The sequence below is a fragment of the Streptomyces sp. NPDC002845 genome (assembly GCF_053591955.1).
The window spans coordinates 73994-88821 of record NZ_JBSFUU010000007.1; the positions used below are offsets into that span (position 1 = coordinate 73994).

Consider the following 14828-nt stretch of genomic DNA (forward strand, 5'->3'; position numbering starts at 1 on the left):
CCCCGGGAACCGCACCGCCCGCATTCTGCACAGGCTCCGGAATTCGCTTTTCCCTTTCTTCCGGGTTCTCTGAGTTCTCCGAGTGCTCCGAGTTCGCAGCCATGGTGTTCACCTCCTCGGCCCGGGACTATCCGACCCGGTAGATCTGCAGGTTGATGTCGCCCTGTTTGATCTCCCACACCTTCTTCGCGTTCTTCAGCGCCGTCAGGATCCAGTCCTCGCGGCCGTCACCGTTGTTCAGCTCCATGGCTCGCCGCATCTGATTGGATATGATGATGTAGTCAATGTTCTGCCATTTCTTGCCGAAGAGTTTGTCGCGCACGTCGGGGTCGGCGGACGCGATCCAATGGGAATGCGCGAACGGGTAGAAAGGCGGGACATCGTGGAGTTCGCTCCACAGGTCGTCGTCCATGATGATCCGCGCGTCCGAAGGGACGTTCTCCCGTATCCAGGTGACCTGTTGCTCCTGCATGTGGGTCAGATTCAGCTTCGGGTGGTACTGGTCCGCGACGGCCACGCGTCCCTCTGTGTTGACCGTCAGGAGGTAGTCGGTGGCCGGTGCGAGCAAGAGGAGAGCCCCGGCCACCGCGGCCACCGCGATCCGCAGCAGGGGACGCAGCCGCCCGAGCAGCCGATCGGCCACCACGCCGATGTTCATCGCGAACAGCGGGACCACCGGCGCGACGTAGAAGTCCAGCAGCACGCTGCCACGCACGAGATAGAAGGTGTAGGCGACGGAGAGCGCGCCGACGACGAGGAGGGCGATGTTGCGCCGCCGGTCCCTGAAGCCCAGGTACAGGCTGACCGACATGGCGAGCACGCCGAGAAGCAGGAACAGCCCGTCCTTCGGGATCCAGCTGGCGTACAGGAAGCTGCCTTCGCTGAGCAGGGAGCCCTGGTTGCGGTTGACCTGCCACCACAGGGTGTAGAGCAGTGAGACGTGGTCGGCCGGCGGGTTGTCCAGGTCGAAGTCCAGGCCACTGGGCAGGAGCTCGTTCTTCAGCACCGCGTAGAGGACGTAGGCACCGACGGGGATCGTCAACGCGAACGGCCAGAGCGACGTGGCGAACCGGCGCTGGGTGGAGCCCTTCACCCGGTGGTGCAGCAGATACACCAGCGCGGGCGCGAAGAAGAGCGCGTTCTCCTTGGTGATCAGCGCGATCCCCAACGCGGTCCCGGCGCCCAGCGCGTGCCGGATTCTCAGGTCGCGGCCCAGCAGCAGGTACAGGCTCAGCAGCACCCAGAACATCATGAGGTTGTCCAGCAGGACCTGCCGCTGGTAGTAGACGGCGAGCGGCGAGACGTTGTAGAAGAACGCGGCCACGGACGCGGCCAGGACGCTGCCGGTCAGCCGCCGGACGATCTCGAAGAGCAGCATGACGCCGGCGAGGTGCACCAGCAGCATCAGGAAACGGCCGGTGTTGATCGCGTTGCCGAAGGTCTCGAACTGACCCGGCAGCGGGAAGGCGAAGCCGGCGATCTGGATCCAGCCGCCGGGCGCGTGGTCGTAGTCGTAGGTGTACGGCGACAGCCTGGTCTGCCGCAGCAGCGACCACGCCCGCTGCATGTAGATGCCCTCGTCGGTGAGGTACAGCGGGTACTGGAACAGGTGCCAGCCGTGCGTGAGGAGTCCGGTGAACACGGCGGCACCCAGCGCGACCCTCCCGCGCCGCCCGAGCGGGGGGAACGTGCCCACCGTGATGACTGGCTGCGGGGGCCGTTCGCCGGGCGCCGGGACCGGACCGGTCGGCGCGCGGTCCCCGTCGTGGACCACGACCAGTTGGGGCCTCGTCTCACGCGGCATGGGAGTCCGCTCCCGGTGTCTCGGCCCGGTGGGCGCCGACGTGCTGCGTCTTCTCCCAGTCGTTACGGCCGGTCAGCTGGCGCCGCATGGCGCGTACCGCGGCGTAGGCGAGGACCAGTTGGTACGGGTACCAGGCGAGGGCCATGCGCAGGACGGCCTTCGGGGTGGCCCGGAGGCCGTGGGCGTCGGTGAACTCGTACAGGCCGACCGCCTGGGTCACGAAGTGTGCCGCGAGCATCAGCACGGGCAGGTAGGAGACGAGCGCGACCAGCACCGGCACCTTCAACAGGACGATCATGCCGAGGGAGACCAGCAGATAGATGCCCAGCAGCGCCTGCCCGTGCGGAAAGGCCAGCACGTAGAAGGCCAGCCACCGCTGCTTGCGGGTGGGCATCCGCTTCCAGGTGCCCTTGCTCAGGGTCTGCATGAACCCCTGGCTCCACCGGGTGCGCTGCCGGATGAAGTGCCCCAGCGTCGGCGGCGTCTCCTCCTTGGTCACATAGCGGTCGTCGTACACCACCCGCACCCGCTCCCCCGCCGCGGACACCCTCAGGCCCAGGTCCGCGTCCTCGGTGAGGTTGTGCTCGTCCCAGCCGCCGAGGCGCACCAGCAACTCGCGCTTGAAGAACACCGTGTTGCCGCCGAGCGGGATGGAGCCGCAGCGCGCGTGGTAGTGCAGGCGGCTTTTGAACCAGAAGAAGTACTCCAGGACGTTCAGCGCGGAGTACCAGGTGGACTGATAGTTCATCAGCTGCACACCGGACTGGACCACGTTGACCCCGTCCTGGACCATCACCGTGTTGACCAGGTTGAAGATCGCGGGGTGGATGTCGTCCTCGGCGTCGAAGATGGTCACCACGTCGTGACTCGTGTGCGGCAGGGCCGCGTTGAGCCCGTGCGGCTTGTTGACGGGCTTGTCGTCGAAGACGACGACCTCGACGTTGTGCAGCCCCTCCCGGCCGAGTTCGGCGATCTTCTCCTCGGCCTTGTCGATCGTGCCGGTGTCGTCCGCCGAGCAGATCACGAAGACCTCCAGCAGGTCCGCCGGATAGTCGGCGCGCACCACCCGGTCGATGGTGGTCTGGATGACGTCCTCCTCGTGCCGGGCAGGCAGCATGACGCTGAAGGACAGCCGCGGCGGCAGGAACTCCTCCGGCGCCTTCGCCCGCTGCTCGGCCTCCGGCTCGTCCCAGGTGTAGAGCATCAGGTAGAGCACGTGGGCCGACTGCACGGTGAGCAGAACGGAGACCAGGGCCAGTCCGGCGTACAGGAGAGTCATCGGTTCCTCCCCCGGTTCCGGCCCCACACCCAGAGCGTGCTGGAGGCGTAGTTGACCGCGAAGGCGGCACCGATGGCGAACAGGTTCGCCGCCACGAGGTGGCTTCCGCCGTACACCAGAGCCCACAGGACAAGCACGTTGACCGCGAGGCCGGCGAGCATGGACACGTTGAACCGGACGAATCGCCTCATCGAAAGGACACGCGTCCTGAAGGTCCACCGGTCGTTGATCAGGTAGTTGTGGACCACGGCGAGTTCGACGGCGACGACCGAGGCAGGGACGAGCGGCACGCTCAGCAGCCGGTGAAGGACGTACAGGGCTCCTGTGTTCACCACCGTGCCCACTCCGCCGACCACGGCGAATCTCAGTATCCGGCTCGCGGCAAGTCCTCCGGTCCCGCCGACCGGGGCCGCGGACAACGCGGAATCCCGGGAGACTTGTCTCTGTGTCCGCGGCTCGCCCGTGTGCACGGTCTCAGTCCGGAAGTGGTGCATCGCGGCTCCTCCAAGCGAGAGAACACCCGTCGGCCCCGCCCGACGGGGCGCACATACGTCAGCGTGCGCTCATGAGCAGTCGCGAACATCACGTGAACGGGTGAGTGAAGGTCCCGCCTTCGGGGGACCCCTGCCGTTCCCCCATTTGGGGGAGGCGAACGCTGGTCCCGGGCGTGGGATCGACCGGTTCCCGCTCTCTCCCCCGAAGAGGGGAGAGCTCTCTCCCCCATTCGCGGGTGCAATGCCTCATATCGGCCGCAGACCATGGTGCGACCAGGGGTGTCCCGGCCCGGCGCTCCAGTTCGAAGCGTGCGGCCGGAACGTTCGGACCGCCCCTCTTTGGCGGTCTCATGTCCCACCTCTCATGTCCCACCGACACCAGGGGTAGGTGCGTCGCTATGACAGGTCGTTCGGGCACCGTGCTCGCCCGACGCGCGGGAGCCGTCATCGCTGCGATGACGCTCGTCGTCACCGCGGCGGGTGCCGCCGCTCCGGCGGACGACGGGTCCCTCCGCGAGTCCGAGTGGGCACTGACCGCGCTCAAGGCCGAACAGGCCTGGGACTTCAGCAGGGGCGAGGGGGTGACGGTCGCGGTGATCGGCACCGGAGTGGACGCCTCCCACCCTGATCTCACAGGACGCGTGCTCTTCGGCAGAACCACCGTCGAGGGCACGCGCGACGAGGGCACCGCGGCAGTGCAGGGCACCCATGCGGCGGGCATCATCGCCGGAACCGGCCGCAACTACAAAGGCGACGGCATGTACGGGCTGGCCCCGGGGGCACGCGTGCTCCCCTCCCGGGTCTACCGCGACGACACGGCCCTGTCCGCGGCGACCGCGAGGGAGATCATGAATGCCGCGCGCCGGGGAGCCCAGGTCATCGTCGTCACCGTCTCCTTCCCCCGCCCGTCCGACGCCCTGCAGACCGCGGTCGAGTTCGCGGCCAAAAAGGACGCCCTGGTCGTGGCCGGTGCGGGTGACAACGGCGGGACCGGCAACGCGGCGACCTACCCGACCGCGTACCCGGGAGTCCTCACGGTCGCCGCCACCGACAAGAAGGGCGCCGTCTGGCCGGACTCCCGCCACGGCAAGGACGTGGATCTGGCAGCGCCGGGTGTCGACATCCTGACCACTGCCCGGAACGACGACTACTGGACCGGCTCCAGCACGGCGTACGCGGCTTCCTGGGTGGCAGCCTCCGCCGCGCTGCTGCGCGCCCGGCACCCGAACTGGACGGTCGACCGGGTCACGGAAAAGCTCACGACCACCGCCACCGACAAGGGACCGGCGGGCCGGGACGCCCGGTACGGCTTCGGGCTCGTCGCCCCGGCGGCGGCGCTCGCGGACAGCGCGTCCCCGTCCCCGGAGGCGCTGTCCGCCGACCAGGTGGTGGAGACGGAGGAGCGCGACGCCGCCCGGTCTTCGGACACGGGCCCGATACTGGTGCTGGCAGCCACGACGGCGGGGCTGGTTGTACTGGCCGTCGTGGCCTGGTTGCTGATCCGACGCAGTGTGTCTCCCTCGGACGACGAGTGACAGCGGGGGCGGCGTCATCGCCCCTGCCCATGACCGCGCGCGCCCCGGAACACCGGCCCCGGGGCGCGCGCGTCCGCGTCCGTGGGGGGTGCGTCTTACGGCTCTGATGTCCGCTCTCGGCCTCCTGGTGACAGTCGCCATGGGGGTGACCGCCGCCCCGCCCCTCTCGGACTCGCACCCCCATGCCGCCCTGCCGCAGCCCCGCTTCCCCGCGTCCACCCGCTTCTACAGCGCGCCCGATGCCCCGGCCGCCCAGTGGGTACGCGAACACACCGGGGACCCCCGGGCGACGGTCATCCGGGAGCGCATCGTCTCCCAGCCGCAGGCGTCCTGGTTCACCGACCCGGATCCGCGGAAGGTGGCGGGCCAGGTACGCGCGGTGGTCGACGCGGCCCGGGCCCAGGGCACGCTGCCGGTCCTGGTCGCCTACGCCGTGCCCCGCCGCGACTGCTCCGGCCACAGCACCGGCGGCGCCGGGGGTCTCGCCGCCTACCGTGACTGGATCGAGGGCTTCGCCCGGGGCATCGGCCCGGGACGCGCGGTGGTGATCCTCGAACCGGACGCCCTCGCGCTCGCCGACTGCCTCGGTCCCCGGCAACGGAAGGAGCGGTTCGCGGCCCTGTCCCACGCGGGCAGTGTGATGCACCGCGACGCCCCGCGGGCCTCGGTGTACTACGACGCGGGCAACTCCGGCTGGCATCCCGCCCGGACCATGGCCGACCGCCTCCGGGACGCCGGGGCCACGCGATACGGGGACGGCATCGCCCTGAACGTGTCGAACTTCAACGCCACCCATGACGAGGTCCGCTACGGCCTCTCCGTGCTCCGGGACCTGGAGCACCCCCCGCTGGGCATGGTGATCGACACCAGCCGCAACGGGGCCGGGCCGGCACAGGGCCACCGCGCCGCCTGCGACCCACCGGGCCGCCGTCTGGGCCACGCCCCCACCGCCGTCACCGGCGTCCCCGGTGTCGACGCCTACCTGTGGGTGAAGCCGCCGGGCCAGACCGACGGCTGCGCCGCCGCCGCGGGGACGTTCGACGCGCAGTACGCCTACCTTCTCGCCCGGTGAGACGACCGGGGACCGGGGTTCCGCCACCACACCACGCATAAAGAGAAATAGCTAACTAATCGGCCGAATTCGGGCTACCTCAACTGAGGTAGCCCGAATTCGGCCGATTGGCGTGCGCGGAATTCGCTCGGTCGTACGGCGATTTGACCACGGCTCCTTTTCTAATCTCTTGGGCATGGCAGCAAAAAGCCCGAAGGAGTCCGCCGCCCGTGAAAAGAGTTCTTGTCGTGGAGCCTCATCCGCAGGTAATGGCGGCTCTCGCCGATCTTGTGGAGGAGGAGCCGGGCTGTGAGCTCGTGGGAGCCGTGGCCACCGCCGCCGAGGCGATATCGCTGGTCAGCGACGCGAGCCCGGACGTGGTCCTGATGGACGCGGACACACCGGACTGGCGGTCCCACCAGTTCGGCCACCGGCTCGGCGAACTCTTTCCCATGGCTTTGCTCGTCCTTATCTCCGCAGCCACGGAACCGCACTCGGAACCGCACAAGGAGTGCTCGGAATCGTCGGCGAAAACACCCCCCATCAGCATTCTCAAGACCGCCGCACCCGAATTCCTCAGGAGTCTCAGCGAATGAATTCCCCCAAGGAAAACCACACCGACCCGGCCACGTCCGCGCCCGAGGAGAAGCAGCGCGGCCCCCGGTCGCGCCGGCTGAAGGTCGGTGTCGCCGCGGTGGCCGTCGCGGTGGCCGCCATCGGCGGAACCGTCACCGCGTTCACAGGGGACTCCGCCGGGGAATCCGGGGCCTCCGGGGCCTCCGGGGTGCACGGCCCGCTGCACACCGACGGGGGCGACATCGTGGACGCCGACGGCGAGACGGTGGTCCTGACCGGCGTCAACTGGTTCGGCCTGGAGACCGGTACGTTCGCGCCCCACGGCCTGTGGAAGCGCAACCTGGACTCGATGGTCGAGCAGATGGTCGACACCGGGTTCAACACGCTCCGGCTGCCGTACTCCAACGAACTGTTCGACGCCAAGAGCAAGCCCAACGGCATCGACTACAAGAAGAACCCCGAGCTCAGGGGACTCAACGGCCTTGAGATCATGGACCGGGTGATCGAGAGCGCCACCGAGCACGGCATGATGGTCATCCTCGACCAGCACCGCCCGGACCAGTACGGCCAGAGCGAGCTGTGGTACACCGACAGGCTCAGCGAGAGCCAGTGGCTGGCCGACTGGAAGATGCTGGCGAAGCGGTACAAGGACAACGACAAGGTCATCGGCGCCGACCTGCACAACGAGCCGCGGGGCCAGGCCACCTGGGGCGACGGCAACCCCAAGACCGACTGGAAGATGGCCGCCGAGAAGGCCGGCAACACGATCCACTCGGTCAACCCGGACTGGCTGATCTTCGTCGAGGGCAACGACAAGTTCGAGGACGAGTCGACCTGGTGGGGCGGCGAGCTGCGGGGGGCGAAGGAGCACCCGGTGAAGCTCAAGGAGGCCGGCAAGGTGGTGTACTCCGCGCACGACTACGGGCCCGGCGTCTACAACCAGAACTGGTTCCAGGAGAAGAACTTCCCCGCCAACATGCCCGCCTTCTGGGACAAGCACTGGGGCTACCTGAAGAAGAGCGACACCGCTCCTGTGCTGCTCGGTGAGTTCGGCGGCAGGGAGAGCTCGGGCAAGAGCACCGAGGCCGTCTGGCAGAAGAGCCTGATGCAGTACCTGAAGAAGAACGGCATCAGCTACACGTACTGGTGCTGGAACCCCAACTCGGGTGACACCGGCGGTGTCCTGAAGGACGACTGGACGACCGTGGACCCGGACAAGAAGGCGCTGGTCTCCACGTACCTGTCGCCGCTGCCGGGGGCCAACCTGGACGCGAAGGCCGCGGAGAAGAAGACGACCTGATCCCATGGGCGCGCCCCGGCGACCGGGAGCCCGTGCAGGCAGTGATGGGAGCGGAGGGGCCGCGGACACCGCACGTGTCCGCGGCCCCTCCGCCGTGTTCAGAGCCTGTGTCATATCCCCGGCCGGATCAGCGCACGTCGTCACAGGGGTCCCCCGCGCGAGCGAAGCCGAGAGTGGGGGAGCGTGCGATCGCAAGGCGCCGGAAGGTCCTCGATGGGGGTGCCCCCGCGCGAGCGAAGTCGAGCGTGGGGAGGAGCTACTGGGGCCTTTCGGCAACGCGGCTGGGGTCCCCCCCCCCCACGCCCTTAAGGCAGTGGGGGGGAGTGCGTGCCAGGCGGCGGGCGCCCGGCCGGGGAATGACACAGGCTCTCAGCGCCCCCTCCACTGTGCTCGGCCGTCAGCCGCACCTGGCGCCTCCGCCCGGCCGATCGCCCAGGCCGCGTTGACCAGGCCGATGTGGCTGAGCGCCTGCGGGAAGTTGCCCAGCAGCTGCCCCTCCACCGGGCCCGCTTCCTCCGCCAGCAGCCCGACGTCATTGGCGCACGCGGCGGCCCGCTCGAAGACCTCCCGCGCCTGAGCCACCTCCCCCATCAGGGCGAGGGCGTGGGCGAGCCAGAACGTGCACATCAGGAAGGCCCCCTCCTCGCCCGCCAGCCCGTCGTCGATGCGCTGACAGCGGTGGACCAGCCCGCTCGGGTCGGTCAGCCGCTCCCCGATCACGGCGACCGTGGCACGCGTCCGAGGATCGTCCGGCGTGATGAACCCGGTGATCGGCAGCATCAGCGCGGAGGCGTCCAGCAGGTCGGAGCCGAACGCCTGACTGTAGGCTCCGGCCCTCCGGCTCCAGCCGTGCTCCTCGATCGCCGCACGGATCTCGGCGCGGGACGAGGTCCAGTCGGGCACCCGGGCGGCGGCGTCGAGTTCGTCGGCCAGGGCGATGGCGCGATCCAGCGCCACCCAGCACATGAGCTTGGAGTAGACGAAGTGCTGCGGACGGCCCCGGACCTCCCAGATGCTGTGGTCCAGCTCGGACCAGTGCGCCGCGGCGGCGTCGGCCAGGCTCGTCAGAAACCGCCGGCCGTACCCGTCCAGCCGGTTCAGCAGGCCGCGCAGCCGATACGCGGCGTCCAGCAGCTCACCGTAGATGTCGAGTTGGCGCTGGCGCCACGCGTCGTTGCCGATGCGCACGGGCCGGCTGCCGCCCCACCCGGTCAGATGGCCGAGTGTGCGCTCGGTCAGTTCCCGCTCACCGCCGACCCCGTACAGCACCTGCAGCGGCTGGCCGTCCGCGGGACCCTCGGCGGAGGCGGTCCGCGCCATCCAGGAGAAGAACGCCTCCGCCTCGCCCGGGCAGGCGGCCACCGACAGCGCGTGCAGGGTGAAGGAGGCGTCCCGCACCCAGGAGAAGCGGTAGTCCCAGTTGCGCTCCCCGCCCACGGCCTCCGGCAGTGACGTGGTGGGAGCCGCCACGATCGCGCCGGTCGGGGCGAACGTGAGCGCCTGGAGCACCCGGCCGCTCAGGTGTACCGCGTCGCGCCAGGGTCCCTCGTACCGCTGGTTCAGCGCGGCCCAGGACCGCCAGGCGTCCAGGGTGGTCCGCAGGGCCTGCTCGATCCTGTCCTGCGACCACAGCTCGCGCCGGCCGCCGAGAGGGGCGTACCGCAGGGCGAAGCCCGCCCGCTCCCCCGCGCTCAGCGCCAGTTGCCCGCGGGCTGTGGCCCGTCCCGGCAGGGGCACCGGTGAGGAGAGCAGGAGCGATCCGGAGTCGAACGCGCACAGCAGCCCACCGTCGGCCGGTGCCAGCAGCGGGCGGACCGAGCCGTACTGCGGCCGCGGGGCGAACTCCACCGCCATCCTGACCGACCCTTGCGTGCACTCCACCACGCGCAGCAATGCGTGCGGCACCTCGCGGCCCAGCATCCGGCCGCTCTCGCACGCCCCCACGGCCAGCGCATCGGTCACCACGACGGTGCCGGTGTCGGTCCGGAACTCGGTGCGGAGCACCATCGTCGTGTCCACATACTCCCGGCGGACGGTGTAGATCCCCACCGGGCGGATCCACCAGTGCCCGGCGGAGCGGTCCAGCAGCCGCGCGAACACGGACGCGGAGTCGAAGCGGGGCAGGCACAGCCAGTCCACCGACCCGTCACGCGCCACCAGCGCCGCGCCCTGGCAGTCGGACAGCAGCGCGTAGTCCGCTATCGGCCTCGCCTCCGTACCCGCCGTGACGACAGGTACGGGCGAGGCCACTGGATGTCCGTTCACCGTGGGGCTGGGTGGGACCGCTGCGGAAACGGGGGGCTTCGTCCATTCGGGGATCTCAGCCACGGCATCTCCCTGAAACGCGAAGTAATACCGGCCCGAACGAGAAGGAAACCCGCTGTGCGGCGGGCACATTCCATCACCTGAGCCTCGATATGAACATCCGAGCGGTGGGAGCGGGTGGCGTCGCCGACGGCATCGGTGATGGCGCTCGCGCCCGGCGGTGACCGGCTGGAAGGCCGCCCAGTGGTGACCGGCTGGAGGGGCCGGTGCGGCATTGGTCACCGGTCGGTCGGCGGCCGGTCGGCGTACGGACGGTCCGGTGCCGAGCGCGCCGGGACGGTGGCCCGGACCCGGGTCCCCCGGCCGGGGCGGCTGTCCACCTCCAGGGTGCCGCCCGCTTCCCGCGCCCGCTCCCGCATGGAGCGCAGGCCCAGATGTCCTGGGAAGGACCTGCCGGTGTCGAAGCCCACGCCGTCGTCCGTGACCACGAGCGTGACGGCGCCGACGTCGGTGGACAGGCGGAGCAGGACCTGCCGCGCCGCGGCGTGCTTGATGACGTTGTGCAACGCTTCCTGGGCGATCCGGTACAGCGCGTGCTTGGATTCCGGTGCCGCGTCCGGCTCACCCGCGAGCCTGGCCTCGGTCGCGATTCCGTGACGTACGCGCACCTGGCTCAGGTACCGGGTCAGCGCGGTGACCAGTCCCTCCGTCTCCAGCGACTCAGGGCTGAGCCGGCACAGGATCGACCGGACCTCGCCCAGTCCCGCGTCGGCGAGCCGGAGGACGGAGTCGATCGGCCGGTGCGCCCCGGGGCCCTCGCGGCCGAGGAGTTCGCGAGCGGTACGCGCGTGCAGGGCGATGCCGTACAGGGCCGGGCAGAGCGAGTCGTGCAGCTCGCGGGCGAGGCGCCGCCGCTCCTCACGCGCCGACTGCTCCCGGGCCACGGTCCACAGCCGCTGTGTCTCCACCGCGGCGGCGGCTCTGGACGCGAGGGCCCGGAGCGACCCGAGGTCCCCGTTGCCGGGGTGCCACCCGCGGGGAAACCGGCAGCACAGCGCGCCGACCGCCTCCCCACGGCACAGCAGCGGCAGGGCGGCCAGCACGTCCCCGGAACCCGGACGTGGCGGCTTCCGGAGGTGAACGGCTTCCGCGGCGGACGCGGCGGACTCCGGGTCCCGCCCGGCCGCCGTGTCATCGCTCTCCCCGTCGCCGCCGTTCTCCTTGTCGCCGCTGTTCTCCTTGTCGCCGCCGTTCTCCCTCTCGCTTCCGCCCTCCCTGTCGCCGCCGTTCTCCCTCTCGCTTCCGCCCTCCCTGTCGCCGCCGTTCTCCCTCTCGCTTCCGCCCTCCCTGTCGCCGCCGTTCTCCCTGTCGTCCTCGTCCTCCGCGGCGTCTTCGTCCTCCGCGTCGCCCCTGATCACCGGAGCCGCCGTCGTGATCGCCTCCATCGCCGCTCTCGCGGGACGGGCGACCGGGCGTTCCGCCGAGTCGAAGGAGAGCGGCCCGTCACCACCGTGGCCGCCGGCCGGGCGCAGCCCCGCCCCCGGTTCCAGCAGGTAGACCACGCAGTGCACGGCGCCGGTGCGGGTGACCGCTCCGGCAGCAACGGAGTTCAACGCCTGCCGTATGGTGTCCTGCCCGACCAGAGACCGACGGCCGAGCCGGTCCAGGTCCTCGTCGGCGCGGGCCCGCTCGACCGCCAGCCCGACCGGGCCGGTGAAGGGTTCCACGGTCCGCAGATCCTCGGGGGTGAAACAGCGCCCGCCCCGCCGGTTGGCCACCTCCAGCAACCCGACGACCCGTTCGCGGACCGTCAGGGGCACGTTCATCACCGAGGCCAGCCCGGCATCACGCAGCGCCGCGCGCAGCGTCGAGGGCTCGTGGTCGGTGTCGGAGAAGATCCGCGGGCGTCCGGCGCGGACCGCCTCGTCCAACAGCACCGACTCTCCCGGCATCAGGACCTCTCGTGAGGCCGTGGCCTCGACGCCGTCCACGGCGCACACGGTGAGTGTGTCGCCCCAGTCCAGTGCCAGCACTCGGGCGGCCTCGGCACCGGTGGACTCCCGTACGCGGCGTACGGCCAGCGCCAGTGCCTCGGGCCCGGGGCAGCCGTCGACCACGCGCCGGGTGACCTCGGCGACGGCCCGCCGCCACCGATCGTGCCGCCAGCGGGTGCTCAGGTCGCGGACGACGAGGCAGTAGCCCGTCAGACATGTCTGCGCGTCCCGGACTGCCGTGATCACCGTCTCGGCCCAGAAGTGCACCCCGTCCCGGCGGACACGCCAGGCGCACTCCCGGTGTGTGCCGAGGCCCGCGGCAGCGTCCAGCGCGCGGGACACAGCGCCCGATGCCACGTCCTGGGGCGGGTAGAGGAGCGAGGCATGCCGCCCCACCAGGTCGGCCGGGCCGTGATCGCCCAGCGGGGTGGTGCCCGTGCCGGCGCTCAGGACACGTCCTTGAGGATCCAGCACGAGGAACATCTCCGCGGCGCCGTCCCCGGTCGACGGCTGCCCGCTCTGACCGGCGACCTCCGCGTCCGGCGCCGTGCCCGACGCTCCCGGGATCGAGGGAGGAAGGAGGCCCGTCACGCCGACCACCGGTACTCGTCCGTCGCGACGAGACCACGGCCGAGTTCGCCGGAGGGCACCAGCCCCAGCCGCATGGCGTGCGCGACAGCCTGCGTCCGGCTGTGCACCCCGAGTTTGTCGAAGATGTGACTGACGTACGTCTTCACGGTCTGCTGCCCGATCCGCAGCTCGCGTGCGATCTCCTTGTTCGCCTTGCCACGGGCGAGCATGACCAGGACCTCCGACTCACGCTCGGTGAGACGGGAGGGCCCGGTCGCGCCGGTGACCTGGTCCACGAGGCGGGCGACCGCGGGGCTGGAGACGTACGTCCGGCCGGTCGCCGCGGCCTTCACCGCGTGCCGCAGCTCGTCGGCCTCCGCGTTCTTGAGCAGGAAGCCCGTCGCGCCCGCCCGGACCGCCGCCATCACCGTCGCCCCGTCGAGCGCGCCGGTCAGCGCCACCACCCTGACCTCGGGCAGTTCCCGGCGGATCTGCTCCGTGGCCTCGATGCCGTCCATGACCGGCATCATCAGGTCCATCAGCACCACATCCGGACTCAGCTCCCGAGCCAACCGCACGGCCTCCCGGCCGTTGGTCGTCTCACCGGCCACCGCTATGTCACCGTCAAGGCTCAGGAAGTCACGCAGGCCTTGCCGGACCATCGCGTGATCCTCCGCGATCAGAACATGAACTGCCACTGGTGATCTCCGTCGTCGAGCACCGGCTCACGGCGCCCACCACGGCTCTCCCGCGGTACGCACCCCGAGGCCGACGCGGTCGGCATCGCCCCAGGCGTTCATTCCGCTGAGTCCAGACGCACAGCGAACATAGTGGGGCATTTACGACACACATCAGAAACCCTCGGGCGGCCCGCGCTCATTCCATACCCGGGGATGGAAGGCGAGGGCAGCCGCAGCGGAGCCCGCCTGCCGCGAGGCCGACGCACGGGCCGACGGGCCCGGCGCCGCCGTAACGGAGGAAGAGGACGCAGCTGCCGCGCCATGCCGCCCGCCGCACCCACGGCCCGGCGCCCCGACGCCTGCCGCCCCCGGCACCGGCCGGCGCACGGCATCCGCGCCCGGACCCGCCCAGAGCTTCGCGATCCGTACGCCCACACGCCCGACGAACGGCTCGCAGTACGGCAGGAGCAGCAGCACGAGAGCCCCGGCCGCCCAGCCGCCCAGCACGTCACTGAACCAGTGGGTGCCCAGGTAGACGGTGGTCAGGCCGACCACCAGGGCGGCCAGAGCGGCCAGGGCTGCCGCCGCCTTGCGATGACGCTGGGCGAGGTACGCGAGCGTGCCCCAGATGACGACACTGTTGGCCGTATGGCCGGACGGGAAGATGGAACCGCCCCGGAACAGTTCGGTGGACCCGATGGCCTGCGCGTAGTGCGGCCCCAGACGCCCGGTGCCCAGCTTGACCGCACCGACGCTCACATTGAGCAGCACCAGCGCCGTCAGGAAGACCAGCAGCGGGCGCGGGTTCCTGCTCCGCCAGGAACGCCATCCCAGCCAGGCCAGCGCCGCCGTCGCGGTCGGGCCCCGCTGCCCCGCGACGACGAGAACGTCCAGGAAGCCGTGAAGCTGCGGCCACTGCCTGTACGGCCGCCACATCACCACACGCCAGTCGAACTCCACCAGGGGGGACCGGGTAAGCACCGCCACGAAGACGGCCACGTACCCCCCGACCACCACGGGGAGGAGGGCCACCGCACGCCGCCGGCGCGCCGGCGGTCGGTGCCCGCGTGGAACGGGGCGGCACGGCGGAGCGGCTCCGCGCACTCCGGGCAGCCTCGCCCGCCTCAGCGGAAGCCCCATGATCCCCATGTCGTCCTCCCGGCCCCCTCGGGAACTCAGGCCGCGCCCCGGCAAGGGGCCCGGACACGACACGACCGAACGGCACGCGGACGGGAAACCCGGCTCACTCTGCACCGAATTCCCTTTTTGCCAAATATGTC

11 protein-coding genes are annotated in these 14828 nt (G+C 70.5%); 4 read left to right on the forward strand and 7 right to left on the reverse strand.

Annotation, left to right across the window (positions count from 1 at the left end):
* Positions 1 to 127 precede the first annotated feature (127 nt).
* The 3 genes from ACWD3C_RS07015 to ACWD3C_RS07025 are packed head-to-tail and all read right to left on the reverse strand — an operon-like array spanning position 128 to position 3439.
* The gene (locus ACWD3C_RS07015) at positions 128 to 1804 is read right to left on the reverse strand and encodes an ArnT family glycosyltransferase (protein WP_451140904.1); all 1677 of its coding nucleotides are present in this window, start codon (positions 1802 to 1804) and stop codon (positions 128 to 130) included.
* Entirely contained in the window at positions 1794 to 3083 is a 1290-nt protein-coding gene (locus ACWD3C_RS07020) for a glycosyltransferase (protein WP_451140906.1), read from the reverse strand. Before ACWD3C_RS07020 ends, ACWD3C_RS07015 begins: the two co-directional genes overlap by 11 nt.
* Positions 3080 to 3439: a GtrA family protein gene (locus ACWD3C_RS07025; RefSeq protein WP_451140908.1), complete on the reverse strand. Its 360-nt coding sequence runs from the start codon at positions 3437 to 3439 to the stop codon at positions 3080 to 3082. Before ACWD3C_RS07025 ends, ACWD3C_RS07020 begins: the two co-directional genes overlap by 4 nt.
* A gap of 536 nt (positions 3440 to 3975) precedes the next feature.
* Between ACWD3C_RS07025 and ACWD3C_RS07030 the strand changes: the two genes are divergently transcribed.
* The 4 genes from ACWD3C_RS07030 (at position 3976) to ACWD3C_RS07045 (ending at position 8039) form a co-directional block, all read left to right on the forward strand.
* The gene (locus ACWD3C_RS07030) at positions 3976 to 5112 is read left to right on the forward strand and encodes a S8 family serine peptidase (protein ID WP_451140910.1); all 1137 of its coding nucleotides are present in this window, start codon (positions 3976 to 3978) and stop codon (positions 5110 to 5112) included.
* Between the two features lie 106 nt (positions 5113 to 5218).
* On the forward strand, positions 5219 to 6184 hold the full coding sequence (locus tag ACWD3C_RS07035; RefSeq protein WP_451140912.1) for a glycoside hydrolase family 6 protein: 966 nt from the start codon (positions 5219 to 5221) through the stop codon (positions 6182 to 6184).
* A gap of 209 nt (positions 6185 to 6393) precedes the next feature.
* A complete protein-coding gene (locus tag ACWD3C_RS07040; protein ID WP_451140914.1) occupies positions 6394 to 6759 on the forward strand; it encodes a response regulator in 366 nt (121 codons plus the stop codon).
* Positions 6756 to 8039, forward strand: a complete 1284-nt coding sequence (locus tag ACWD3C_RS07045; RefSeq protein ID WP_451140916.1) for a glycoside hydrolase family 5 protein — start codon at positions 6756 to 6758, stop codon at positions 8037 to 8039. The genes ACWD3C_RS07040 and ACWD3C_RS07045 overlap by 4 nt, the downstream gene beginning before the upstream one ends.
* 369 nt (positions 8040 to 8408) lie before the next feature.
* Here the strand turns inward: ACWD3C_RS07045 and ACWD3C_RS07050 are convergent, their stop codons facing one another.
* From ACWD3C_RS07050 to ACWD3C_RS07065, 4 genes are all read right to left on the reverse strand, one after another.
* Positions 8409 to 10289 (reverse strand): glycoside hydrolase family 15 protein, encoded by a 1881-nt coding sequence (locus tag ACWD3C_RS07050; RefSeq protein ID WP_451140918.1) that lies wholly within the window; start codon positions 10287 to 10289, stop codon positions 8409 to 8411.
* Positions 10290 to 10582: 293 nt separating this feature from the next.
* A complete protein-coding gene (locus ACWD3C_RS07055; RefSeq protein WP_451140920.1) occupies positions 10583 to 12889 on the reverse strand; it encodes a GAF domain-containing protein in 2307 nt (768 codons plus the stop codon).
* Positions 12886 to 13566 (reverse strand): response regulator, encoded by a 681-nt coding sequence (locus tag ACWD3C_RS07060; protein WP_451140922.1) that lies wholly within the window; start codon positions 13564 to 13566, stop codon positions 12886 to 12888. The genes ACWD3C_RS07055 and ACWD3C_RS07060 overlap by 4 nt, the downstream gene beginning before the upstream one ends.
* A 153-nt stretch (positions 13567 to 13719) precedes the next feature.
* Entirely contained in the window at positions 13720 to 14580 is an 861-nt protein-coding gene (locus ACWD3C_RS07065; protein ID WP_451140924.1) for a phosphatase PAP2 family protein, read from the reverse strand.
* Between the last annotated feature and the right edge of the window lie 248 nt (positions 14581 to 14828).

Excerpts from the sequence above, each read along its gene's own strand:
- ACWD3C_RS07030 (WP_451140910.1), top strand. The coding sequence starts at position 3,976 with ATGACAGGTCGTTCGGGCACCGTGCTCGCCCGACGCGCGGGAGCCGTC.
- ACWD3C_RS07015 (WP_451140904.1), bottom strand. The coding sequence starts at position 1,804 with ATGCCGCGTGAGACGAGGCCCCAACTGGTCGTGGTCCACGACGGGGAC.
- ACWD3C_RS07045 (WP_451140916.1), top strand. The coding sequence starts at position 6,756 with ATGAATTCCCCCAAGGAAAACCACACCGACCCGGCCACGTCCGCGCCC.
- ACWD3C_RS07020 (WP_451140906.1), bottom strand. The coding sequence starts at position 3,083 with ATGACTCTCCTGTACGCCGGACTGGCCCTGGTCTCCGTTCTGCTCACC.
- ACWD3C_RS07035 (WP_451140912.1), top strand. The coding sequence starts at position 5,219 with ATGTCCGCTCTCGGCCTCCTGGTGACAGTCGCCATGGGGGTGACCGCC.